This is a genomic window from Halanaerobium sp. MA284_MarDTE_T2, assembly GCF_003337245.1.
In the GTDB taxonomy this organism is placed as follows: Bacteria; Bacillota; Halanaerobiia; order Halanaerobiales; family Halanaerobiaceae; genus QPJE01.
Genome location: NZ_QPJE01000030.1, coordinates 1 through 22,178, shown reverse-complemented (window position 1 = coordinate 22,178; position 22,178 = coordinate 1). Strand labels below are relative to the sequence as shown.

Genomic DNA, 22,178 nt, shown 5'->3' with positions numbered 1-22,178 from the left:
AAGGTGTTAAAAGATATTATCCGGCCTTTGATATAACACCACCCAAATTTGTAAGTGGAGTAGTGACCGGAAAAGGCATATATTCCCCCTATGATCTAAATAAATATTATAAATAATGTAATATTTTAATCAGTTAAAGATAATATAATTTTCTGTTACTCCTCCCTTGAGAGCAAGAACACCGACTTTTATTTGCATTTTAATAACTTTGATCAGCTATTTTTGCTATTTTTTCTGAATTTGTAAGGCTATTAATATCAATGTCAGACTCTATTTTATCAATATTTTTGGGGATTTACGCAATGAATTTAGGATCCTGATAGTAAGTTGTTGCTTTTAACAATTGCTGTTGTTCTTTTAGTTAGATGATCAGAGCAAAAAATTCATGAGCCTACAAAAACTCTATTACATTCCAATTATCTCAACTAAATTTCCCGTCCTATTTTGGACATTAATTCTGATTATAACTGCTACTACACCTGCTTCTTCCGCTTCCGCTGTAATAACATTCATAATGACTCCACCTTTAACATCTGAGCTAAGTTTTGTTTAAACGTTATTTTTTGACATAGATTTTCCCTCCTGATTGAATAAGCTAGTGATACATGTATTGCTCCAGTACAGATTTATTGTCGGTAAAAGATTTTAAATATACAATCATTGATTAATTTTTAGAGCGTGATCTGGGTGAGGCTTTTAGTTATTAAAAAAGCCTGGCTTTTTACCGTTAAGAAAATCAATTAGAAAATATTTTATAGAACGGGGGATTGACTCTTCTTTAAACTAAATTTAGATTGTAACTGGAGAGCAACAGGCAATAGATATTAATTAAGTCAGATTTTTTTAGATTAAAAATATCAGTTTAGAGTTGAAGATCATTCTTATTTTGGAGCTTTACAGGTTTTTAATTTTCGTGAGACAGATATAAAAAGTGTTAAGATGAATTAAGATAGAGCATAATGGAGCGAATTTGAAAGAGATGGAGTCGTATCTTAAAAATACGAGAAAGTTTTTCTTTCCGATAATCAAGCAGTTTATTTCAAAAATAAAAATAATGTTTGTAGTACTTTTGCAGGAAAAGATGGTTTATATTTTTAGTTTAAATTATCAGAAAATTTATAGACTCAAGAGCTATATGTATTAAAAAGATGTCCAAAAAGGTTTGGTTTTTCTTTTGGCCTTCTTTTTAGTAACAATAATCACTATTCTAATTATTTTCGCCTAAGTTTCGGGACTGTAGATGATCAAGAAATAGAAGAGAGGGGTAGCACTTTTAAAAGATATTTATAATGATTTTAGGGGAACAAGTTGCAAATGAAGATTATAGTCCTCTGATTTAGATAACAGCAATCATTTTTGATTTATCAACATTATTAAAAAAGAAATGATAAAGATCAATGTAAAATAGTTCACAAAAAATGCAAAAAATTAAGCAAATAGAAAGTTTTTTTGCGGTTATATTAAAAATCATCAATTCATTTTAGTTTTAATACTAATTTTAAGTAAATAAGCGAATTTCATAATCCGCTTATTTTAGTTTAATTCAAAAAAATATTGTCTGCGAATCATAACCTGAATCCATAGTCCAGTATTTGGGTTTAGTTAAATCTCTTTTTGCTAAAAAGTCATTGACCTTTTCAACTAATGGTATTGCCTGAGTTTTATCTGCATGATTGGCTGGAGTCAAAGTTAAAGCAATTGGTAATTCTGACTTAGTTTCAACTGCAGCGTGTATCTTCCAGCCAAACCAGGTTATCTGATTTTTATGAGAGTCGAATTTAGTACCCCAATCAGGGGTAAAAGAATTTTCCTTATCTATCTTTGACCTTGGCTTAGCTCGTTCATATGCCTCTAGTTTGAGTCGTCAATGGCCATTTCAGTATCTAATAGATTAAGTTCTATACTTTGATCTAAAAGATCATTCATTAGTGATTCCAGCCCATCAGTTTTAGATGATTTTTTGTAATAGAGGCTGAAAGTTGCTTCACTGGGCAACCCTGCCAGTGGTGGAAAACCCGCAGACATATATGAGATAAGGGCTTCTATCGATTTTGATTACTAAGTCTGCTCTGGTGGGAATCTTTCCGATCTGTTGGACCAGAAAAGTTCTTAAAATTGCTTCAGGATTATATCCAGATGGTCCTTTATTAGACTTAGATTTTATTTTTTCAACTAAAGGCTTAAGATCAATAGGATCTAAAATACAAATTAATTTGTCTGTTTCCGATAAATTTAGTAATTCTTCAAAGGGAAAAAGGCACTCTTGTCGAACATTATTAATAAGGTTTTACCTTCTTTCGTATTTTAGGGGTGTTATTATTAAATTAGACAAGTTTGGGGTGAAGCCCTTTTTATATCATTAAAATCTTTGTTATATCAAGGCTTATTTTTATGAAATTCACTTATATAGAATATAGTTTAGGGTATTATTTTAGATAATAAAAAAATAATATTTTAACAATTTTTGGAATAAAAAATGCATCATTTATTTAAAGTAGAAAAAGTAGAAAATATTATTTTAAAGTAAAGGAGTTTTATAATGAAAATTAAGTATCTTGCCGATGAGAAAAGTTGTATTCCAAAAGTTGTTAACTGGCTTTATGAGGAATGGGGTGGTAATTATGAATATGGAAGAGAAGTATGGAAGAAGCGAGTCAATAATCGCTTAAATAAGGGAAAGATACCAGTCACATTTGTAGCTTTAATGGAAAGTGATGTTGTGGGAACTGCTTCTCTTATAAAACACGATATGGATATTAAAAAAAATTTAACCCCATGGCTGGCAGATGTTTATGTTCCCCCTAACTATAGGGGGAAGAAGATTGCCACCAAACTTGTAAAAAGAGTTTTAGCAGAGGCTAATCAAATTAATATATCAAAAGTTTACCTATATACACGGCAAGCTGCTGGGTTTTATAGAAAATTAAACTGGGAAACAATAGGGAAATGTAATTATTATGGTGCAGAAGTAACTTTAATGGAATTTAATTTAAATTGATATAGAAATAGTATTTTTTATCTAAAATAGTTAAAAAAGTTCATCGAAGCTATACATTGAGTGCAGATGAATTTGATTTGTTTCTGAAAAGTCAAGTAAATTTTAAAAATACTTTTGTAGTCCCAGATATTTTATGCAGCTGTTGATTTTCTCTTTCGATTGAGCCGTTTTCTTCTATCAATAGCAGTCTGATGTTTCTTCTTTCTCTCATCTATAATTTTATCGGCTTTGCCGTTATATTTTTGATCTGGTATTACATAATCTACACCCTGATGCAGTCTTTCAGAATTGTAATAGTCAATGAAATTTTCTATATCTTCTCTGGCTTCATAAAAACTCTGATAGGTTTCTTTTCTATAGACATTCTCATACTTAATTGTTTTGTGAAAGACTTCAATTTTTCCGTTTGTCTCTGGATGCCTTACAGCTGTCCTGATGTGCTTGATCTCCCATTCTTCAAGGAATTCGGTAAAAGATTTAGACACAAGATGAGTGCCATTATCACTTACAAGGACTGGTCTGCTGATAGGGTCTAAGTCAAATATACCTGCTTTAAACATGGCTCTGCTAAGGACCCGCTGCATATCGTCTGTAGTCATAGTTTGAGATAGTTCTCCATAGATAATCTTACGGGAGTAGCCATCAAGAACACAGATTAAATATGCATGGGTATTTTTTACAGGGATATAGCTAATATCGGTATGCCACATTTTATTGGGCTGATCAACTTCAATTTTACCGTCTGCATTTTTCTTTTTATGATATTCCTGTTCAGGAATAAGGCCAGCATCTTTAAGCACCCGATATGTACTGGATGCTGACACATAGACAATATCATCCATCCATCATCTTTTTAGCAAGCTTTCTATGACGCTGATCAGGGTGTTTAAGGGCATAATCTATAATTGCCTGTTTTTCTTCCTCTAAAAGGCTGTGAGAGCATGAGGCAGGGGTGGACTTATGGTTTTTAAGCCCTTCCATACCATCAGCTTTATAGCGTTTTCTCCAGTCATAGTAACGCCAGGAATTAAGTTGTAATTTTTCACAAGTGGTCTTAATTGGCAAAGTGGATTCTTCTACAATATCCATTAGTTTTCTTTTTTCTTCTGCTGCAAGCCAGTCATTTTTGATTTCACCATGCAGTCCTATTTGTCGTTTTTTTTTAGAATCTGCAGTTCGCAGGTTTGTTCTACCAGAGTCTTTTTTAGTTTATCTACTTCATCTTTAAGTTTTTCTTTTTCAGGATCTTTTTTCTTTTTGTTTCTAAAGACTTTGCCTGCAGAACCAATAAGTCTTTTTTTCCACTGATAAAACTGACTCTCATAAATACCATGTTTGCGGCAGGTCTCAGAGATATTATCATTTTGAAGACCTTCAAGAACAATTTCCATCTTTTCTTCAGGTGAGCGTTTAGTATTTTTACTCATAATTATCTCCCTTTCTGGTTATTATTTTGAAGGAAGAAAACGACCATGTCAAATTAGCTGGCATAATCCAAATTACTACAAAAAACTTTTGGAAATCTCTTTGACGGGCTTAGAAACATTATAGTTTTTACTAGACTTAACAGAAAGACAAATCAGACAGGAAATCATAGTAAAAATACCAAACAAGAAATCTGATTCAGTAATAAAAGGGCTGGATCGAATAGAAAGACGATTTGGGGTAGTTAATTTCAGGGAAACTTTCAAGTCGATTACTACAGATTATGAAGGTATTGAAGAGTCTTTGTGAATGTCAAATAAAATTTTACAGGAAGCATATTCCCGATGCATACAGCATCAAATGAGATTGCTAACCGGTTTATCAGTCGATTCTTACCCAAAGGAACAAGTTTCAAAGGCATCAAAAGAATACTGGCTAAAAAAAATAAAAAAATTTGTAAATACCTATTCCAAAAAGTTGTTTGATTATGAAAATTCAGATGAATTGTTCAGAGAAAAATTAAGAATTAGTATTTAGAAATACTGAAAGTACAGGTTATTTAAAAAAAACAAAAAACCCCGTGCATTGAAACTTGTAAGCCGCCTCTTCAACTTTAATAATTTTAGATTAAGTGCTAAACTATAATTAGTTACTCTTAACATCTAATTTTAATTTTGAGTTGAAAATATTTTAAGTTTATGAAAAATTTATAATAAGCTTAGAAGGAGATGTTTTTATGTTAGCTAATGATAAAGTTTTTTCTAATATTCAGCCAGAGTTATTTAAATTGACATTAGATCAATTTCCAGGGCCAATATTAATCTTTAATTTAGATAATAAAATAATATATGCTAATTGTAGAGCAGTAAATATATTTAAAATAAAACATAAATTTACTGAAAAAGACAAATTTTATGAAATAAATAAAAATAAAAAGATAATAGATATAATAAAACATCCAAAAAATAAATTGAATAAAATAGAGTATTTAAACAATAAAAAAATAATCATAAATAAAATACCTTTATATAATAATCAAAATGAAACAGTTGCTAGTGCTGGAATTATTCAAGAACTTAATGATTTTAAAGCTGAAAAATTAAATTTGGAATTAGAAAATAATAAAAAACTTAAGAGGAATTTGGAGACGATCTTAAATTCCATAGATGAAGGCATACATGTTATTAATGATAAAGGAAAAACTATTTTTTATAATAAAAAAATGGCAGAATTAGAAAATCAAAAAGTGGAAGAAGTATTAAATAAAAATTTATTAAATGTATTTCCAGAATTAAGTGAAAAAAATAGTACTTTAATGAAAACTTTAAAAACAAAAGAAAAATCACCTCTTAAACAACAAACATATATAAATTATAAAAATGAAACTGTTACAACTATTAATGAAACAATTCCCATAAAATTAGACGAAAAATTTATTGGAGCTTTAGAAATAGCAAAAGATATAACAGAGTTAAAAAAATTATATGAGCAAGTTTTAGAATTTAAAACTGAATCATATGAAAAGGAAGAGCAAAAAAAATTAAATAATGGAACATCATATTGCTTTTCTGACATTATTGGTGAAGATCCAGCTTTAAAAGAAATTATTTCATACGCAAAACGTGCTGCTAAAACTAGTTCTGCTATTTTAATTTCTGGAGAAACAGGAACTGGAAAAGAATTATTAGCACAGAGTATACACAATAAGAGTAAAAGGAGTGATAAACCTTTTATAGCTCAAAATTGTGCTGCTCTTCCTGCTAATCTTTTAGAAAGTATACTTTTTGGAACACAAAAAGGAGCATTTACTGGAGCAATTGATAGAAAAGGATTATTTCAGCGAGCAGAAGGAGGTACTTTACTACTTGATGAGATAAATTCTATGCCAAAAGAGTTACAGGCAAAGTTATTGAGAGTTTTACAGGAAAAAATTATTAGACCGGTTGGTGGAAAGAAGGGTACTGAAGTTGATGTTCGAATAATGGCTACTATTAATAAACATCCACTTGAAATATTAGAAAAAAATGAAATTAGACAGGACCTATATTATCGATTAGCGGTTGTTAATCTTCATTTACCGCCCCTTAGAGAAAGAAAGGAAGATATACCTATTTTAGTAGGACATTTTATTAATAAATTTAATAAAAAATTTAATTATAATATAAAAGGAATTACTGATAATGTTGAAAAAATATTTATTGATTATCATTGGCCTGGTGGTATTAGACAGTTAGAACATGTAATTGAAGGAGCAGTTAATCTGGTTGGAATGAAAGGTGTTATAAAAGAAAAAGATATTAAACCATTTTTATTAAATTATAATCTAGAAAATAAGAAAGCTCAGAATAGAATTATAAATTTTGATAAGGTTACCGGCACTGAGCCTTTAACAGATATAATGAAAAGAATGGAAAAAAATATAATAAAAACTGCTTTAGATAAAACAAATAGAAACATAACGCAAGCTGCAGAAAACATTGGAATTAGTAGACAATCATTGAGATATAAAATGGACAAATATGATTTGGCTTAGATTTTTTTATACTTAAATGAATTTCATAATATGCTTAACGTAACGGTCCTATTGTGTTATTCTTAATATTACTCTATGTAAGATTCCTACATTAAATTAGACACATAGTTTAGATAGTTTTCTCTCGTTTTCGTAGTTTTCTGGACTTTTATAATTTAACATCGAATGCATTCTGATTCTGTTGTAATAAACAGCGATATATTCAAAAATATCCTGTTTTACCTGTTTTCTTGTTTTGTAATCTTTTTGGCAATCATGTCTTGTATATTGGCTGCCTCTATCAGAATGAAAGATCAAACCTTTTTTAGGATTTCTATTTTTAATTCCCATGTTAAGAGCATCTATAACAAGCTTCTTAGTCATTTTTTTATTAATTGACAAGCCAACTACTTTTCGGAAATAGATATATATTACAACAGCCAGGTAAAGCCAGCTTTCGGCTGTGGGTATATATGTAATATCTGAAACCAAAACTTTGTTAAGTTCTGGTGATTTTTAATGAAGCAAAAATATTATTAGGAATAACTGATTTTTGAAATGAAAAAAAATAAGCAAAACGAAAGAAAATTTGCGGTTATGAGAAAATAAATAGATGGATTAATTGATATATTTTAAAAATAAAAAAATTTTAGAATAAATGAAAGATAGTTAAAGCTGTTATGATGGGAAATAAGCAAATAATTATTATAAAATTGAATTTTATAATAATTATTTGCTTATTTTCTGTTTTGGAATAAGAAATGCATTTATTAATATAATAGTATAATAGCAAAAGTATAAGAAGTATAAAAAGGCTAAAAATATTTAGAATAGAAAGGAGAAATTTCAAAACATGGTCGAAAAAAAATTATCTAAAAGAATCGAAGAAATTATGAAAAAATTAGTTTCTATAAAGAGTGATACATCTACATTAGAAGAAAAAGATATTGAAGATTATATTTATAAATGGTTTGCAGATCTAAATTATTTTAAACAAAACAAAAATTATTTCGGTAAATTTGATTTAAAAGATGATCATTTAGAAAGATCAATAGTCTGGGCTTTAGTGAAAGGTGAAACTAATAAAACTATTATTTTTTTAAATCACCATGACGCAGTAGATATTGATGTTTATGGGAAATTATCTAATTATGCTTGTGATGTTGAAACACTTAAAAATAAAATTATTAATACGGATATATCAAAAGATACAAAATCAGATTTGGAAAGTGATGAATGGTTTTTTGGAAGAGGCAGTTGTGATATGAAAGGTGGAGCTGCTATTCAGATGGCTTTATTAGAAAAATATTCTAAAAAGAAAAATTTTAAAGGTAATTTATTATTTATATCAGTTCCTGATGAAGAATCACTTTCAGCAGGTATGAGAAATGGAGTTAAATTATTAAATAATCTTAAAGAAAAATTTGATTTAAATTATTTAATATTAATTAACTCTGAGCCTCATCAGAGAGAGGAAAGTAATGTTGGTAGAATTTTTACCGGTTCAGTAGGTAAAATAATGCCTATAGTTTATGTTAGAGGCAAGAAAACTCATATAGGAGATATATTTAAAGGATTAAATCCGATTTTATTATTGTCTACGATTTGTAAAAAAATAGAATTAAATCCTAAATTTTGTGATGTTGTTGGTGATGAAATTTCACCACCACCTTCTTGGAGCTTTGCTAGGGATAGAAAAAGAAGTTATGATGCTTCTATTCCCCAATCAGCAGGTGGCTATTTCAGTATTCTAACGATGAATCGAACTCCTAAAGAAATACTTGAAGATCTTAAAAATATTATACAAGAATCATTTGTGGAAATTATTAATGATATGAATGAAAAATATAAGATGTTCGGTAAAAAAGTTAATAAAGAAATGAAAAAGTTACCCTGGGAAAGTAAGGTAAAATCATTTTCAGAATTATATAAAAAAGCTGTAAACGATTATGGTAATGAGTTTATTGAGAAATATGATAAAACGATTAATAAAGTAAAAGAAGATATAAAAAATGATAAAATTAATTTACCTGAAAGCAATTTTATATTAATTGAAACTACATTAGAATTTATTGATGATTTATCACCAATGGTGGTTATTGCTTTTTCTCCTCCTTATTATCCTCATGTTAATAATCAAAATCTTAAAATTAAAAATAAAGATATTGAAAATTTAAGTGACAAAATTATAAATTATGCAGATAAAAGTCTTAATAAAAGATATGAAAAGAAAAATTATTTTATGGGGATATCGGATTTGAGTTATACTGCCTTGGATGATGAGGATGATGTAATTCCTTATATCGGACCAAATATGCCATTATGGAATAAACTTTATAGGGTGCCTTTTAAAGAAATGAAAAAATTAAACATACCTTCTTTTATTATCGGCCCTTGGGGTAAAAATTTACATAAATTTGCAGAAAGAGTTCATAAGGAGAGTCTTACGAAAACAACACCGGTTTTAATTGAATTTGTTATTAATGAGTTATTTTAATTAATTTTTAATTCAATCAAAAGAAAGCATAGAATTATATAATGTTTTTGAACAATATATAATTTCTTTTTGAATTGAATTAAATAAATAATAAAAGGAGGAGAGTATTTATATGGATAGTTTAATGAAAGTTGTTTCTTCAATAACGACTTGGATTTGGGGAATTCCAATGCTTTTATTACTAGGGTTAGGGGGTCTGTTTTTAACCATTAGATTAGGATTTTTTCAAATAAAATATGGTTTTTATATTATTCAACAGACATTTGGAAAAATGTTTAGTAAAGGAGAAGGCGAAGGGACTATTTCACCATTTCAAGCAGTCACAGCTGCTTTAGCGTCTACAGTGGGAGCTGCTAACATTGTTGGTGTACCGACAGCTATAATTTTAGGTGGACCGGGAGCAGTTTTTTGGATGTGGGTGATGGCGATTCTTGGTATGGGATCTAAATTTAGTGAAGTTGTATTAGGATTAAAATATAGAGAGAAAAACGAAGAAGGAGAATATGTTGGTGGTCCAATGTACTATATAAAAAATGGTTTAAATATGAAATGGTTAGGGGTTATTTTTTCGTTTTTCTTAATGCTAGAATTGATTCCTAGTATCATGGTTCAAGCAAATTCGGTAGCAGCTTCTGCTCTGGAAACTTTTAATTTAAGTACTTCTGTAACAGGTATTTTTACGTTAATAATTGTTGGATTAGTGGTTGTTGGGGGAATTAAAAGAATTGGAAAAGTAACAGAGAAACTTGTTCCCTTTATGGCTGGATTATATATTTTTGCTTCATTAATAATAATACTAATGAATATAAGCCAGATTCCAACAGTATTATCACTTATTTTTAAAAATGCATTTACTCCAATGTCAGCGGTTGGTGGATTTACAGGTTCAGCTGTCGCTGCTACGATAAGATGGGGTGTGGCTAGAGGAATTTATTCCAATGAAGCAGGAATGGGTACAGCTCCAATGGCTCATTCACCAGCTACTGTTGATCATCCTGTTAGACAGGGATTTTGGGCTGTTTTTGAGATAATTGTTGATACATTAATTATCTGTAGTGTGACAGCTTTTGTAGTACTTTCCTCAGGAGTTTGGACCGCTCCCGGAGCAATGGAGAATCCCAATGGATTACCTGCTCAAGCATTTACTCATTATTTTGGGGATGTCGGAGGAATATTAGTTACTATAGCTTTATTATTATTTGTTATTTCCACAATTATTGTCATAACATTTTATGGTGAAAAACAAGCAGAATTTCTGTTTGGATTAAAATTTTCTCGAGTTATGAGATATGTTTATTTAGCATCAATTTTTGTGGGAGCTGTAGGTGGAGCTAAAATCATTTGGAATTTTCTTGATTTATTATTGGCATGTATAATATTGCCGAATATGATAGGAGTATTATTACTGCATAAAGATGTGGTTGAACTGAAAAATGAATTTTTCAGTTCAGAAAAATTTTATTTAAAAGACACAAATAAAATTTAATAAAAATGATTTAATCTTAACATAGCGGATCTTATTTCTATGCTTGAGATCCGTTATTTGTTTTTAATATTAATATTTAAATAATTAGTGGAAACAGTATATAAATAGTTATATGAAATAAAAGGAGGCCAAACATGTTTAAAGAAATATCTAAAAAAATTGAAAGATTAAATATTGAACTTGCTAAAGTTTTAAGTATAGTGGGAACTAAAACAGAAATAAATATGAGTGAAAAAGTTTATAATGAACTTATGAAAATGAATTATTTTAAAGAAAATCCTGATTTAGTTAAATATGTTGATTTTAAAGATGATGTGTTAGGCAGAAAAAATGTAGTGGCTACTTTAAAAGGGAAAAAAGGTAGTAGTAACAAGACAGTAATTTTAATTGGACATATGGATACAGTAGGTATTGCTGATTTTGGGAAATTAAGAGAATTTGCCAATGATCCTGTTGAATTAAAGAAAAAATTAAAAAATGTTGTATTATCTAAAGATGCAAAAGAAGATATCGAATCAGAGGATTGGATTTTTGGACGTGGTATTTTTGATATGAAATGTGGAGTGGCAACTTCAATAATTTTAATTGAATATTTTTCCAAAAAAATAGATGAATTGCAAGGTAATATAATTTTTGCAGCGGTTGGGGATGAAGAAGGTAATTCTGATGGTATGCTTTCGGTTGTTCCAGAATTAGTGAAAATGCAAGAGAAAGAAGGTTATGAATATCAAGCAGTCATAGATAATGATTATATGACTGAAAGGTATGAAGGAGATAATAATAAGTATGTTTATATTGGTACAGTGGGAAAGTTAATGCCATCTTTTTACATAGTTGGTAAAGAAACACATGTAGGTGAACCTTATAAAGGAATTGATCCTAATCAAATTGCTAGTTCATTGACTACAAAAATTAATTTAAATGTAGAATATTGTGATATAGCAGAAGGAGAAGTTTCATTGCCTCCTATAACTTTAAAGCAAAATGATCTAAAAGAAAATTATTCGGTTCAAACTGCAAAAACAGCCAATTTATATTTTAATTACTCTACCCATAGCAATGGTCCGGATGAAGTAATGAAAGAGATGAAAAGTGCAGCTAAAGAAGCTTTTCAAGGAGTAATTGATAATGTTGAGATTCAATATAAAGAGTTTTGTAAAAAAAGTGGATTTCCGCATAGAGAACTACCTTGGGTTTCTAGAGTTATATCTTATCAAGAATTATATGAAAAAGTTTATGAAGAGATGGGAGATAGTCTTAAAACAGAAATAGAAAAATTAGAAAAAGAACTCTCAAAAAATGATTTTATTGACGATAGAGATTATAGTTTGAAAATAGTATCAGAAGTACATAAATTGTGGTCAGATAATGATCCAATTATAGTTGTTTATTTTTCTCCTCCATATTATCCCCATATATATGTAAGAGGAAAAAACAAAAAAGAAAAAAACCTTTTGAATGCAGTCAATAATGCAGTAGATTTCATTGATACTGAGGATAAAATAGTCCAAAAGAAATTTTATCCATATATTTCAGATTTGAGTTATGTATCAGCCCCAAAAGATGAAAATGTTTTATCTGCTCTTAAAAATAATATGCCAGCATTGGGAGTTAAATATGATTTACCATTAAAAGAACTACAAAAATTAAATTTGCCCGTTGTAAATATAGGTCCTTTTGGAAAAGATGCTCATAAATTAACTGAAAGATTAGAGAAAAGATATTCATATAATGTTGCCCCTAAAATAGTTTGTGAAACTATTAAAAATATATTGAAATAATTTTAATTATAGGTGGTGAAATAATGAATAGCCCATATATAGCAATTAATACAAAAAAAATACAAGAAAACACACGATATATAGTTGATTTAGCTAAAAAAAATGGAGTTGAAATTTATGGAGTAGGCAAAGCAAGTTGTGCTGATATTAAAGTTGCTCAAGCTATGCTAAAAGGTGGAGTAAAAGGTCTAGCTGATTCTAGAATATCCAATATTAAAAAATTAAAGGAGAATATAGAAGAAGATATACCATTAATGTTGTTGAGGATACCAATGTTAAGTGAAGTAAAAAAAGTTGTTAAATTTGCAGATATAAGTTTAAATTCTGAAATAAAAGTTATTGAACAATTGAATAAAGCTGCAAAGAATTTAAACAAAAATCATAAAATTATATTAATGGTAGATGTTGGAGATAGAAGAGAAGGAATAATGCCTGATAAAGTTTTAGACACTGTTTCGCAGATAATTAATTTTGATAAGATTGAATTAATAGGTTTAGGAACAAATTTAGCTTGTTTTGGTGGAGTTATACCTACATATAAAAATTTAAAAATATTAATTGATCTTAAAACAGAAATTTATAATAAATTTAAGTTTAATTTAAACATTATATCAGGAGGTAATAGTAGTTCATTACCACTTTTAAAAGATAATGGATTTCCTGAAGGAGTTAATCAGCTGCGAGTTGGAGAAACTATTCTTTTAGGAAATAATGTTCTTAATAGAGAAAGATTTTTTGAAGCTCACCAAGACACATTTTTTCTTTCAGCAGAAATAGTTGAGCTAAAAATAAAACCTGCTCAACCAAAAGGTGAAAGAGCTGAAAATGCTTTTGGAGAAAAAAAGGTGATTACAAAAACAGGATTAAGAAAACGAGCTATACTTGCTGTTGGAAGACAAGACATAGATATAGCCGGACTAACACCACTTTTAGCTGGTTTAGAAATTGAAGATGGAAGTAGTGATCATCTTATAGTTGATGTAACTAATTCAGAAAAAGAGTTAAAAATAGGTGATTCCATAAAGTTTAATATGAATTATGGTGCCCTCCTAAAAGCCTTCACATCAAAGTATGTTGATAAAATATATATTACATAAATTTTACATAGTGTATTATTTTGATAAACCAGAAAGTGTATTATTTTGACGTAACGTAAAATAACTTAGGAGGTATAATAAATGGAAAATATTAAAGTTTTAATTTGGGGATTTGGAGAAATGGGTAGTGGAATGGCAAAGATGCTGCTTAAGAAAAAAGGAGTAGATATAGTTGGCGTTTGTGATTCAGATCCAAATAAAGTTTCTAAAAGTATATATGAAGTTTTAGATGTTAAACAGGGTGATAACCCGGAAGTTATTATTAAAGATGATATAGAATTAATTATTGAAGAAACTGAAGCTGATGTAGCATTAATAGCTACTGATTCATTTGTTAAAAAAGCATATGACAAAATTGTGTTATGCTTAAAAAATAAACTTAATGTTATTTCGACAGCAGAGGAAATGGCATATCCTCAAGCCCAATCACCAGAATTAGCTCAAAAATTAGATGATATTGCTAAAAAAAATAATGTTTCATTATTAGGAACTGGAATTAATCCAGGTTTAATAATGGACTTATTAGTTATTTTACTTACTGGTGCTTGTGAAAGTGTTGATAATATTAAAGTAGAAAGAATTAATAATTTATCACCATTTGGACCAGCAGTTATGGAAGAACAGGGTGTAGGTAAAACTGCAGAAGAGTTCAAAGAGGGTGTTGAAAACAATACTATTTCTGGACATGTTGGTTTTGCTGAATCTATTAAAATGATAACTGATGCATTAGGTTGGAAATCCGAGAATCCGATAAAACAAAAAATAACTCCTATAATTTCTAATGTGGATCGTAATGCTCCAAATATTAGTGTAAAAGCAGGTGAAGTTGCTGGTGTTAGAATGGAAGCGTGTGATATAGTAAATGATCAAAAAAGAATAGAAATGATCCATCCGCAACAGGTTGAACCACAAGAAGAAAATGTTGAAACTGGTGATTATATATATATTAATGGTAATCCAGATATTAAGATGTCAATCAAGCCTGAGGTTCCGGGTGGTATTGGAACAGTTGCAATGTGTGTTAATATGATACCTCAGATTATAAATGCTGATGCAGGTTTAAAAACAATGATTGATTTACCTGTTCCAAGAGCAATTATGGGGGATATGAGAGAATTAATTAAGTAAGAGGAGTGTGAAATAATATGAAAAAAGCTAAAAAAGGTGACTATGTTCAGATTCATAATATTATACTCGAAGCTGATGAAAGATCAGAAAATTTACCAGAAGAAACCAAAAAAGTTCCTCTTGAATTAAAAGTTAGAGGTTTTTTAATTGATGATGAGGCACAATTAAATGATCAAGTAACTATTGAAACCTATATAGGAAGAAAAATTGAAGGTAAATTAATTGATATATCTCCAACTTATGTAATTGATTATGGAGAGGTAGTAAAAGAATTATTACCTATTGGAAGAGAATTGAAAAAAATGTTGGAAGGGAGTGAGTAAAAATGGGAAAAGATATGAGTTATGAAGCTGTAATGAGCAGAAATAATGAAATTATGAAAAAAGCAGTGGGGATAGATTATACTCAATTTGAATATGATGGGATAGGTTTTAATTATGAAAAAATGATGAATAAAACAGGTTATGATTTAAATGAAATAATAAAAATTCAGGAAGAAGGTGATGTTGGTAATACTCCTGTATATGAATTAAAAAATTTAACAAAAATTGCACGCAAATTAGCTCCAGAGGGAAAAGGAGCCAGAATTTTTTTGAAAGATGAAGCTTCAAATCCATCAGGTAGTTTTAAAGCAAGAAGAGCATCTGTTTCTGTTTATCATGCTAAAAAAAATGGTTATAAAGGTGTTGTAGCAGCAACAAGTGGCAATTATGGAGCGGCAGTAGCTTCACAGGCAGTAAAAAGAGGACTTAAACCAATTATTATTCAGGAAGTTTATGATAGTACAGGAGCGGGACAGCCAGAAATAATAGAAAAGGGACGCAAATGTGAAGCTTATGGATCTGAAGTACTGCAGTTAAGTGTTGGCCCAGAACTGTTTTATACATTTTTAAAAGTTTTAGAAGAAACTGATTATTTTAATGCATCACTATATACACCATTTGGAATAGCTGGGGTAGAAACGTTAGGTTATGAGTTAGCAGAAGAAATTAGAGAAAAAACAGGTAAATTCCCAGAAAAAGTTATTGTTACTAATGCTGGGGGAGGTAATTTAACTGGAACAGCAAGAGGAATAAATAAGGCAGGAGCGGAAGATACAGAAATTGTAGCTGCAAGTGTTGATTTGTCTGGGTTACACATGGCTAGTGATAAAGATTTCAATCGAAAATCATTTACAACAGGACATACCGGATTTGGTATTCCATTTTTAACCTGGCCAGATAGAAGTGATGTTCCGCGTAGTGCTGCTAGAGCAATTAGATATCTTGATCGATATGTCACGGTAACACAAGGAGAGGTTTTTTATATAACTGAAGCTTTGGCTCAGATAGAAGGAATTGAGAGAGGACCTGCTGGTAATACGTCACTTGCAGCAGCATTTTCGATTGCTCAAGAAATGGATGAAGATGAAATTTTAGTAGTACAAGAAACAGAATATACTGGTGCTGGTAAACATCCCACAGCACAGCTTACTTTTGCTAAAAAAAATGGGATAGAAGTTAAAAGGGGAAATCCGCGCAAAGAAATTCCAGGAAAATCAATAATAATTCCAGACTCTCCGGGGAAAATCAAAGCACAAGATTTAGATGTTGTAAAACTAAAAAAATCTCACATAAAGAAAATAATAGAATTTAATAAAGTAGATAAATTATCAGAAAAAGATATGGAATATATAATTGAAGAAACAAATACAGATTATGAGTTTGTTAAAGATACTTTAAATGAAATGAATGTGGAGGTGTAATTTATGGTACAAGAACGCAAAGATGATTTTGAAAAGAAAAGACAAAAGTTTAAAAATTTAAATAATGAGCAATTAAATAAAAAATTTTGGGAATTAGCTGAAAAAATTGTTGATCCTCTAATAAATATGGCTGATGAATATACTTCACCTTCTATTGAAAGATCAGTTCTGCTGCGAATGGGATTTGATAGTTTAGAAGCAAAAGCTATAGTAAATAAAATTAATAGTAAAAATCTTTTAGGCAAAGGTGCTGGTAATGTGATTTTAAAATTAGCTAAAAGAGAAAATATGGATATTCATAAAGCAGGTATAGAAATCTCAGATGGTAAGTTTGATGATTCATTAGTAAATTTATTTGGAGGTGAATAAAGTGGATTTAAAAGCAGATGAAAAAATAGATATAGAAAAACTATTGGAAAATATTAAAGATTATAAACCTAAAAGAAAAGGCTGGAAATGGAGACCAAAAACTCAGAACAAAAAGAAGGTTGGTAAATTTACTTACTCTGATATTTCGGATACTTTATTAAATAATAGTGTTCCCCTACCATCCGCCAGTTATTTTAATGACATTGATCCACAACCAGAACCTGTAATTACAACTGAAATAGCTTCTGGAAGATTTGAAGATGATATAAGAAGGATGAGAATGGCAGCCTGGCATGGTGCAGATCATCTAATGGTTATTAGGACCGCTGGTCAGAGTCATTATGACGGCTTAATTGAGGGTACTCCTGAGGGTGTTGGCGGGGTGCCAATTAGCCGCAAACAAATTAGAGCAACTAGAAAAGCTTTAGATATGATTGAAGAAGAGGTTGGTCGTCCATTAAATTTTCATTCTTATGTTAGTGGAGTAGCTGGCCCAGATATAGCAGTTATGTTTGCAGAAGAAGGAGTAAATGGTGCACATCAGGATCCACAATATAATGTACTTTACAGAAATGTAAATATGCAGAGATCATTTGTAGATGCTGCAGTGGCAAAGAAAATAATGGCAAGTGCTGATATGTTACAAATTGATGGGGCACATAATGCTAATGCTACAGCTCGTGATGCATGGAAAGTTATGCCTGAACTTTTTGTACAGCATGCAATCAACGCACTATTCTCTATAAAAGCAGGTATGCCTAAAGAAAATATTGCTTTATCTACTGTTCCTCCAACAGGAACACCGGCTCCTGCATTAAAATACGACCTTCCATATGCAGTAGCATTAAGAGAATTATTTGAGGGCTTTAAATTTAGAGCCCAGCAGAATACAAAATATATTACATCTGATACACGAGAAGCAACTGTATTACATGTATTAAATATTCTTTTATCAAAATTAACATCAGCTGATATTCAAAGTACTATCACCCCAGATGAGGGCCGTAATGTGCCCTGGCATTATAATAATGTTAAGGCAGTAAACACAGCAAAACAAACATTTTTGGGATTAGATGGATTAAATGAAATGATAGAACTAAAAAAAGATGGTTACGTTTCTGAGAAAGCAAGAGAACTGAAAGAAAGAGCAATTTTATTTATGGAAGAGATAATTAATAAAGGTGGTTATTATAAAGCTGTTGAAGATGGATTATTTGTTGATTCTGGATATTATCCTGCTAGAAATGGAGATGGAATTAGCAGAGAAATTGAGGGAGGGGTTGGTGCTGGCACAATAGTAAAAAGAGATAAAGAATATATGGCACCTGTATGTGAACATTTTGGATATAATAATTTGCCAAATGAGATAGAAAAACCCTGTGATTTAATTGGGGGCTGTACACTACATGACCACAGTAAAATAAAATATATTGATGAACTTGACGCCAGTGATAATGTGGAAAAACGTTTGGCAGAAACAAAGGAATTTCGTAAAGACGGTAAAATAAAACCAGAGGTTGAATGGGCTGGTGATGGCTGGATTAATGTTACTATGCTTTTACCAATAGAAAAAAGAATAGCTAATGTTGCTGGTCTAGAGATTGTTAAAAATATGGGCTTAAAAAACCCTGAAGTTATTCATAGTAGGACAATGCATCCTGCAGAAGGAACATTACTAGAAGTAAAAGGAAGAGTCGATTTTTCAATTGACTTAGATAATTTAGAAATTCCAGAGGTCGAAGAAAACTTAGATGAGGATATAATCAGAAACGAGATAAAAAATAATCCTATGAAAGTTGTTGCAGCAACTGTTGGTAATGATGAACATTCAGTTGGAATGAGAGAAATAATTGATATAAAACATGGTGGTTTAGAAAAGTTTGGGATAAAGACAAAATACCTTGGAACTTCGGTATCAATTAATAAGGTTGTAGATGCAGCTATAGAAATAGATGCTGATGCAGTATTAATTAGTACTATAATAACACATAATGATATTCATAGGACTAATATGAAAAAATTAAATAATCTTTGTATTGAAAAAGGTATAAGAGATGATTTAATCCTTGTTAGTGGAGGAACACAGGTAAATAATGATATTGCTTTAGAGTCTGGAATGGACGCTGGTTTTGGCCCAGGGACTAATGGAACAGATGTAGCCAGTTTTATTGTTAAAGAAAGATGGAAGCGCAAAGGAATACTCAAAGACAAATTATCTGAAGTTAAAGAAGAATCTGAAGAATAATAAGGGAGGAAATAATGGCTGCAGTAGACTTATTAGTTGCCGAAATAGGAAGTACAACCACTGTGATTAACGCATTTAATAATTTAAGTAGTGCTGACCCAGTTTTTGAAGGACAGGGTCAGGCCCCCACAACTGTTTTAGATGGAGATGTAACGATTGGTTTAAAAAATGCGATAACTAATCTTAAAAGCAATTTGAGATTAGATGATATTAAATGGAATGATTTATTAGCTACAAGTAGTGCTGCAGGTGGTTTAAAGATGACTGTTCATGGACTTGTGCATGATATGACAGTTAAAGCAGCTGAATATGCAGCACTTGGGGCTGGAGCTGTTATTAAAATGGTAACGGCGGGTAAATTAAAAGAATATCAGCTAGAAGAGATAAAAAAACAGCAGCCCAACATTATTCTTCTGGCTGGTGGTGTCGACTATGGTGATGAGGATACTATTATTCATAACGCAAAAATGTTGAGAAAGCTTGATTTGCCAATTTGGTTAATTTATGGAGGGAATAAAGTCTGTCAAACGGAAGTTAAAGAAATATTTTCAGAATCCCAAACCAAATTACTAATTGTTGATAATGTATATCCAGAAATTGATGTATTTAATATTGAACCTACTAGAAAAATAATTCAAGATGCATTTGAAAAACATATAGTTCATGCACCTGGCATGGAAAAAATTGATAGAATGGTTACTGGTTCGATTATGCCTACACCAGGTGCAGTTATGAATGCTGCTAAATTATTAAAGGAGGAAATTGGAGATTTAATTATTTTTGATGTTGGTGGTGCAACAACAGATCTTCATTCAGTTACAGAGGGAACAAAAGAATACCAGGATATAATGATTAGTCCTGAACCCACAGCTATTAGAACAGTTGAGGGTGATCTTGGAGTTTTTATTAACGCAAAAAATCTAATTAACGAAATAGGGATAAATAAAATAGAAGAAAAATTGGGATTTGAGATTCAGGATATTTTAGAAAATAGAAAACCTATACCACAAAATAAAAAAGAAATAAAGTTAATAGAATTATTAACTGAAGAAGCAGTGAATAGGGCATTAAATAGACATGCCGGAGAAATTAAAGAAATTTATGGTCCTTCAGGTAGAACAGCAGCTGCAAAAGGTAAAGATTTAACAGGAGTAAAATATATTATTGGTACTGGGGGAGCCTTAACTAAATTGAAAAAAAACAAAAAGATACTTGCAAATATTCGTGTTAAAAATGTGCAAAAAAAACTTTATCCGGGGATGAAAGCAGATGTATTAATTGATCAAAACTATATTTTTGCAGCTTGTGGAGTAATGGCCAAGAAATATCCAGAAGCTGCAGTGAAATTAATGAAAAAATCATTAGGGATTATTTAAACAGTAGTTCTAATTGAATTTAACTTGAATTCGGCAAGTAAAAATACCGAATCCAGTTATGATAGTCTTTAAACAGTAAATCTAGTTCAAATTTTTTTGAATAAAAAAATAGAATCTCCCTTAAGGTTTGTGGTAAAATGTTTTTAGAACAAAAAACCATACCAAAACCAAAAAGGAGATTCTGATATGAGTTTACCACAAAACAACACTAAAATAAATAGTTTTAACAAATTAAATATTCCTGCAAAATTTGACAGTAATACAGTTTCTAATGTTCCATCTTTTACTTATCTGGAAGCTGCTAAATCTATTATAGATTTTAAATCTTTAATTTCGGATAATATTAGCTATCAAAAAGCTCCAAATGCTACCTTTCAGCCTGCTGATATCATTGATTTTATGGTTGATGCATCTATCCTGGGTTATTCCCGCTTTTCTCATTATGAAAATCTTAGAGAAGATGCAGGATATCTTAAAATTAAGGATTTTAGTGTTCCCAGTGAAAAAGTCTGTCGTGATCTTCTGAAAGCTATGCCAGAAGAAAGTGTAAATGAACTGAGAGAACTCAATAAAAATCTTCTCGCAACAATTGCTAAAACACAGCCTGCTAAAGAAGTGATACTCGACTTTGACGATACAGTCTGTACCGTTTTTGGTAATCAGGAAGGTTCTGCAAATGGATATAATCCAAGATATAAAGGCAGACCTTCTTTTAAAGAAAAAGTTGGAATCATATCTAAAACTGATGAACTACTTAACCTGACACTGGAAGAAGGTACTCATCACAGCAACCATGAATTCCTTAGTTTCTTAGAATCCTGTATTGAGACTCTACCTAAAACCTGGTATCTAAAGAGAATCAGAGCAGATAGAGGTTTCTTTGATCAGAAAAACTTCAGATACTGTGAAGATAACGGTATCGAATATGTCATTAAAGCTAAAATGCAAAATGGTGTCAAAAAGATTATTGATTATGTCAATGAAAATCCAGACCAATATTCCTGGGTCAAAATTGATAACACTTTAAGTGTTACTGAAATTAGAGTATCTCTAAAAAGCTGGGATAGAGAGCGTAGATTTGTTTTAATTAAAAAATCATTACCAAAAAGCAACAAAAATGGCCAGCTTCTTTTTGAAGAATTCACCTATGAATATCAGGCCATAGTTACTAATGTTGACTATCTAACAGCTGAAGAAATATTTAATGACTACAACCAACGCTGCAATATTGAAAACAAGATTGTCGAGCTGAAAGAAGGCTTTGCTTTTGACCAGAATACTCAGATTAATCGCAAATGTAATGAGCTGTATTTACTGATTGAAATGATTTTTTAACGGCAAAAATCTTAAAAGAATTACTTTAACTTTTCACTTGCCGAATTCAAGTTAAATAATTTTTAAATTAAGTTTTCAAATCTGAAAATTAATATGTCTGGGAGATGTAATTATGAATTATCAGGATAAGTTTAATAATATCAGGCCAGCCTGGCTGGAGATCAATTTAGATAACTATGGGCACA

At 30.4% G+C, this 22,178-nt stretch carries 20 protein-coding genes and 2 pseudogenes; 15 read left to right on the top strand and 7 right to left on the bottom strand.

Annotation, left to right across the window (positions count from 1 at the left end):
- Nucleotides 1-116 (top strand): annotated as a pseudogene (locus DFR78_RS12455) (S-methyl-5-thioribose-1-phosphate isomerase); the annotation flags it as partial.
- Nucleotides 117-1,543: 1,427 nt separating this feature from the next.
- On the opposite strand, the gene DFR78_RS12450 reads toward DFR78_RS12455, so the two are convergent.
- Genes DFR78_RS12450 through DFR78_RS12445 form a run of 3 tightly spaced genes read right to left on the bottom strand, consistent with a single transcriptional unit; the run spans nucleotide 1,544 to nucleotide 2,089 of the window.
- On the bottom strand, nucleotides 1,544-1,819 hold the full coding sequence (locus tag DFR78_RS12450) for a transposase (protein ID WP_114458762.1): 276 nt from the start codon (nucleotides 1,817-1,819) through the stop codon (nucleotides 1,544-1,546).
- A 32-nt stretch (nucleotides 1,820-1,851) separates the two neighbouring features.
- Nucleotides 1,852-2,025 (bottom strand): hypothetical protein, encoded by a 174-nt coding sequence (locus tag DFR78_RS11955; RefSeq protein WP_158531762.1) that lies wholly within the window; start codon nucleotides 2,023-2,025, stop codon nucleotides 1,852-1,854.
- Complete coding sequence (locus DFR78_RS12445) at nucleotides 1,985-2,089, bottom strand: hypothetical protein (RefSeq protein ID WP_369834969.1); 105 nt, start codon at nucleotides 2,087-2,089, stop codon at nucleotides 1,985-1,987. Before DFR78_RS12445 ends, DFR78_RS11955 begins: the two co-directional genes overlap by 41 nt.
- A gap of 450 nt (nucleotides 2,090-2,539) precedes the next feature.
- Between DFR78_RS12445 and DFR78_RS10310 the strand changes: the two genes are divergently transcribed.
- Nucleotides 2,540-2,998 (top strand): GNAT family N-acetyltransferase, encoded by a 459-nt coding sequence (locus tag DFR78_RS10310; protein ID WP_114458761.1) that lies wholly within the window; start codon nucleotides 2,540-2,542, stop codon nucleotides 2,996-2,998.
- 131 nt (nucleotides 2,999-3,129) lie between these two features.
- Here the strand turns inward: DFR78_RS10310 and DFR78_RS10305 are convergent, their stop codons facing one another.
- The 3 genes from DFR78_RS10305 to DFR78_RS10295 form a co-directional block, all read right to left on the bottom strand.
- Nucleotides 3,130-3,840 carry a DDE-type integrase/transposase/recombinase gene (locus tag DFR78_RS10305; RefSeq protein ID WP_114458760.1) on the bottom strand — a complete coding sequence of 237 codons (711 nt, stop codon included), beginning with the start codon at nucleotides 3,838-3,840 and terminating at the stop codon, nucleotides 3,130-3,132.
- Nucleotides 3,833-4,063 (bottom strand): helix-turn-helix domain-containing protein, encoded by a 231-nt coding sequence (locus tag DFR78_RS10300; RefSeq protein WP_147267770.1) that lies wholly within the window; start codon nucleotides 4,061-4,063, stop codon nucleotides 3,833-3,835. The genes DFR78_RS10305 and DFR78_RS10300 overlap by 8 nt, the downstream gene beginning before the upstream one ends.
- 80 nt (nucleotides 4,064-4,143) lie before the next feature.
- Complete coding sequence (locus tag DFR78_RS10295; protein ID WP_114458758.1) at nucleotides 4,144-4,425, bottom strand: transposase; 282 nt, start codon at nucleotides 4,423-4,425, stop codon at nucleotides 4,144-4,146.
- A gap of 307 nt (nucleotides 4,426-4,732) precedes the next feature.
- Here DFR78_RS10295 and DFR78_RS12190 point away from each other — a divergent pair, with 307 nt between their 5' ends.
- A complete protein-coding gene (locus DFR78_RS12190) occupies nucleotides 4,733-4,960 on the top strand; it encodes a hypothetical protein (RefSeq protein WP_233487047.1) in 228 nt (75 codons plus the stop codon).
- A gap of 199 nt (nucleotides 4,961-5,159) precedes the next feature.
- A complete protein-coding gene (locus DFR78_RS10285) occupies nucleotides 5,160-6,956 on the top strand; it encodes a sigma-54-dependent Fis family transcriptional regulator (RefSeq protein ID WP_114458757.1) in 1,797 nt (598 codons plus the stop codon).
- Between the two features lie 96 nt (nucleotides 6,957-7,052).
- Here the strand turns inward: DFR78_RS10285 and DFR78_RS10280 are convergent.
- A pseudogene (locus tag DFR78_RS10280) lies at nucleotides 7,053-7,436 on the bottom strand (DDE-type integrase/transposase/recombinase); the annotation flags it as partial.
- A 352-nt stretch (nucleotides 7,437-7,788) separates the two neighbouring features.
- Here DFR78_RS10280 and DFR78_RS10275 point away from each other — a divergent pair.
- From DFR78_RS10275 to DFR78_RS10225, 11 genes are all read left to right on the top strand, one after another.
- Entirely contained in the window at nucleotides 7,789-9,432 is a 1,644-nt protein-coding gene (locus DFR78_RS10275) for a M20/M25/M40 family metallo-hydrolase (protein ID WP_114458755.1), read from the top strand.
- A gap of 112 nt (nucleotides 9,433-9,544) precedes the next feature.
- Nucleotides 9,545-10,918: a sodium:alanine symporter family protein gene (locus DFR78_RS10270; RefSeq protein ID WP_114458754.1), complete on the top strand. Its 1,374-nt coding sequence runs from the start codon at nucleotides 9,545-9,547 to the stop codon at nucleotides 10,916-10,918.
- Between the two features lie 134 nt (nucleotides 10,919-11,052).
- On the top strand, nucleotides 11,053-12,699 hold the full coding sequence (locus DFR78_RS10265) for a M20/M25/M40 family metallo-hydrolase (protein ID WP_114458753.1): 1,647 nt from the start codon (nucleotides 11,053-11,055) through the stop codon (nucleotides 12,697-12,699).
- A gap of 23 nt (nucleotides 12,700-12,722) precedes the next feature.
- A complete protein-coding gene (locus tag DFR78_RS10260; RefSeq protein ID WP_114458752.1) occupies nucleotides 12,723-13,796 on the top strand; it encodes an alanine/ornithine racemase family PLP-dependent enzyme in 1,074 nt (357 codons plus the stop codon).
- 81 nt (nucleotides 13,797-13,877) lie between these two features.
- Complete coding sequence (gene ord, locus DFR78_RS10255) at nucleotides 13,878-14,924, top strand: 2,4-diaminopentanoate dehydrogenase (RefSeq protein WP_114458751.1); 1,047 nt, start codon at nucleotides 13,878-13,880, stop codon at nucleotides 14,922-14,924.
- A gap of 17 nt (nucleotides 14,925-14,941) precedes the next feature.
- Nucleotides 14,942-15,247: a 2-amino-4-oxopentanoate thiolase subunit OrtA gene (gene ortA, locus DFR78_RS10250; RefSeq protein WP_114458750.1), complete on the top strand. Its 306-nt coding sequence runs from the start codon at nucleotides 14,942-14,944 to the stop codon at nucleotides 15,245-15,247.
- 2 nt (nucleotides 15,248-15,249) lie between these two features.
- A complete protein-coding gene (ortB, locus tag DFR78_RS10245; protein WP_114458749.1) occupies nucleotides 15,250-16,668 on the top strand; it encodes a 2-amino-4-oxopentanoate thiolase subunit OrtB in 1,419 nt (472 codons plus the stop codon).
- Nucleotides 16,669-16,671: 3 nt separating this feature from the next.
- Nucleotides 16,672-17,037: an ornithine aminomutase subunit alpha gene (locus tag DFR78_RS10240; protein WP_114458748.1), complete on the top strand. Its 366-nt coding sequence runs from the start codon at nucleotides 16,672-16,674 to the stop codon at nucleotides 17,035-17,037.
- Between the two features lies 1 nt (nucleotide 17,038).
- Nucleotides 17,039-19,282 (top strand): D-ornithine 4,5-aminomutase subunit OraE, encoded by a 2,244-nt coding sequence (oraE, locus tag DFR78_RS10235; RefSeq protein WP_114458747.1) that lies wholly within the window; start codon nucleotides 17,039-17,041, stop codon nucleotides 19,280-19,282.
- A gap of 14 nt (nucleotides 19,283-19,296) precedes the next feature.
- A complete protein-coding gene (locus DFR78_RS10230; RefSeq protein ID WP_114458746.1) occupies nucleotides 19,297-20,658 on the top strand; it encodes a GlmL-related ornithine degradation protein in 1,362 nt (453 codons plus the stop codon).
- 186 nt (nucleotides 20,659-20,844) lie between these two features.
- Complete coding sequence (locus DFR78_RS10225) at nucleotides 20,845-21,993, top strand: IS1380 family transposase (protein ID WP_114458745.1); 1,149 nt, start codon at nucleotides 20,845-20,847, stop codon at nucleotides 21,991-21,993.
- Nucleotides 21,994-22,178: the final 185 nt, after the last annotated feature.

What these genes read in the sequence shown, in the direction of transcription:
- DFR78_RS11955 (WP_158531762.1), bottom strand. Translation starts at nt 2,025, where the DNA reads ATGTCTGCGGGTTTTCCACCACTGGCAGGGTTGCCCAGTGAAGCAACT.
- DFR78_RS10310 (WP_114458761.1), top strand. Translation starts at nt 2,540, where the DNA reads ATGAAAATTAAGTATCTTGCCGATGAGAAAAGTTGTATTCCAAAAGTT.
- DFR78_RS10305 (WP_114458760.1), bottom strand. Translation starts at nt 3,840, where the DNA reads ATGGATGATATTGTCTATGTGTCAGCATCCAGTACATATCGGGTGCTT.
- DFR78_RS10295 (WP_114458758.1), bottom strand. Translation starts at nt 4,425, where the DNA reads ATGAGTAAAAATACTAAACGCTCACCTGAAGAAAAGATGGAAATTGTT.
- DFR78_RS12190 (WP_233487047.1), top strand. Translation starts at nt 4,733, where the DNA reads ATGTCAAATAAAATTTTACAGGAAGCATATTCCCGATGCATACAGCAT.
- DFR78_RS10285 (WP_114458757.1), top strand. Translation starts at nt 5,160, where the DNA reads ATGTTAGCTAATGATAAAGTTTTTTCTAATATTCAGCCAGAGTTATTT.
- DFR78_RS10275 (WP_114458755.1), top strand. Translation starts at nt 7,789, where the DNA reads ATGGTCGAAAAAAAATTATCTAAAAGAATCGAAGAAATTATGAAAAAA.
- DFR78_RS10270 (WP_114458754.1), top strand. Translation starts at nt 9,545, where the DNA reads ATGGATAGTTTAATGAAAGTTGTTTCTTCAATAACGACTTGGATTTGG.
- DFR78_RS10265 (WP_114458753.1), top strand. Translation starts at nt 11,053, where the DNA reads ATGTTTAAAGAAATATCTAAAAAAATTGAAAGATTAAATATTGAACTT.
- DFR78_RS10260 (WP_114458752.1), top strand. Translation starts at nt 12,723, where the DNA reads ATGAATAGCCCATATATAGCAATTAATACAAAAAAAATACAAGAAAAC.
- ord (WP_114458751.1), top strand. Translation starts at nt 13,878, where the DNA reads ATGGAAAATATTAAAGTTTTAATTTGGGGATTTGGAGAAATGGGTAGT.
- ortA (WP_114458750.1), top strand. Translation starts at nt 14,942, where the DNA reads ATGAAAAAAGCTAAAAAAGGTGACTATGTTCAGATTCATAATATTATA.
- ortB (WP_114458749.1), top strand. Translation starts at nt 15,250, where the DNA reads ATGGGAAAAGATATGAGTTATGAAGCTGTAATGAGCAGAAATAATGAA.
- DFR78_RS10240 (WP_114458748.1), top strand. Translation starts at nt 16,672, where the DNA reads ATGGTACAAGAACGCAAAGATGATTTTGAAAAGAAAAGACAAAAGTTT.
- DFR78_RS10230 (WP_114458746.1), top strand. Translation starts at nt 19,297, where the DNA reads ATGGCTGCAGTAGACTTATTAGTTGCCGAAATAGGAAGTACAACCACT.
- DFR78_RS10225 (WP_114458745.1), top strand. Translation starts at nt 20,845, where the DNA reads ATGAGTTTACCACAAAACAACACTAAAATAAATAGTTTTAACAAATTA.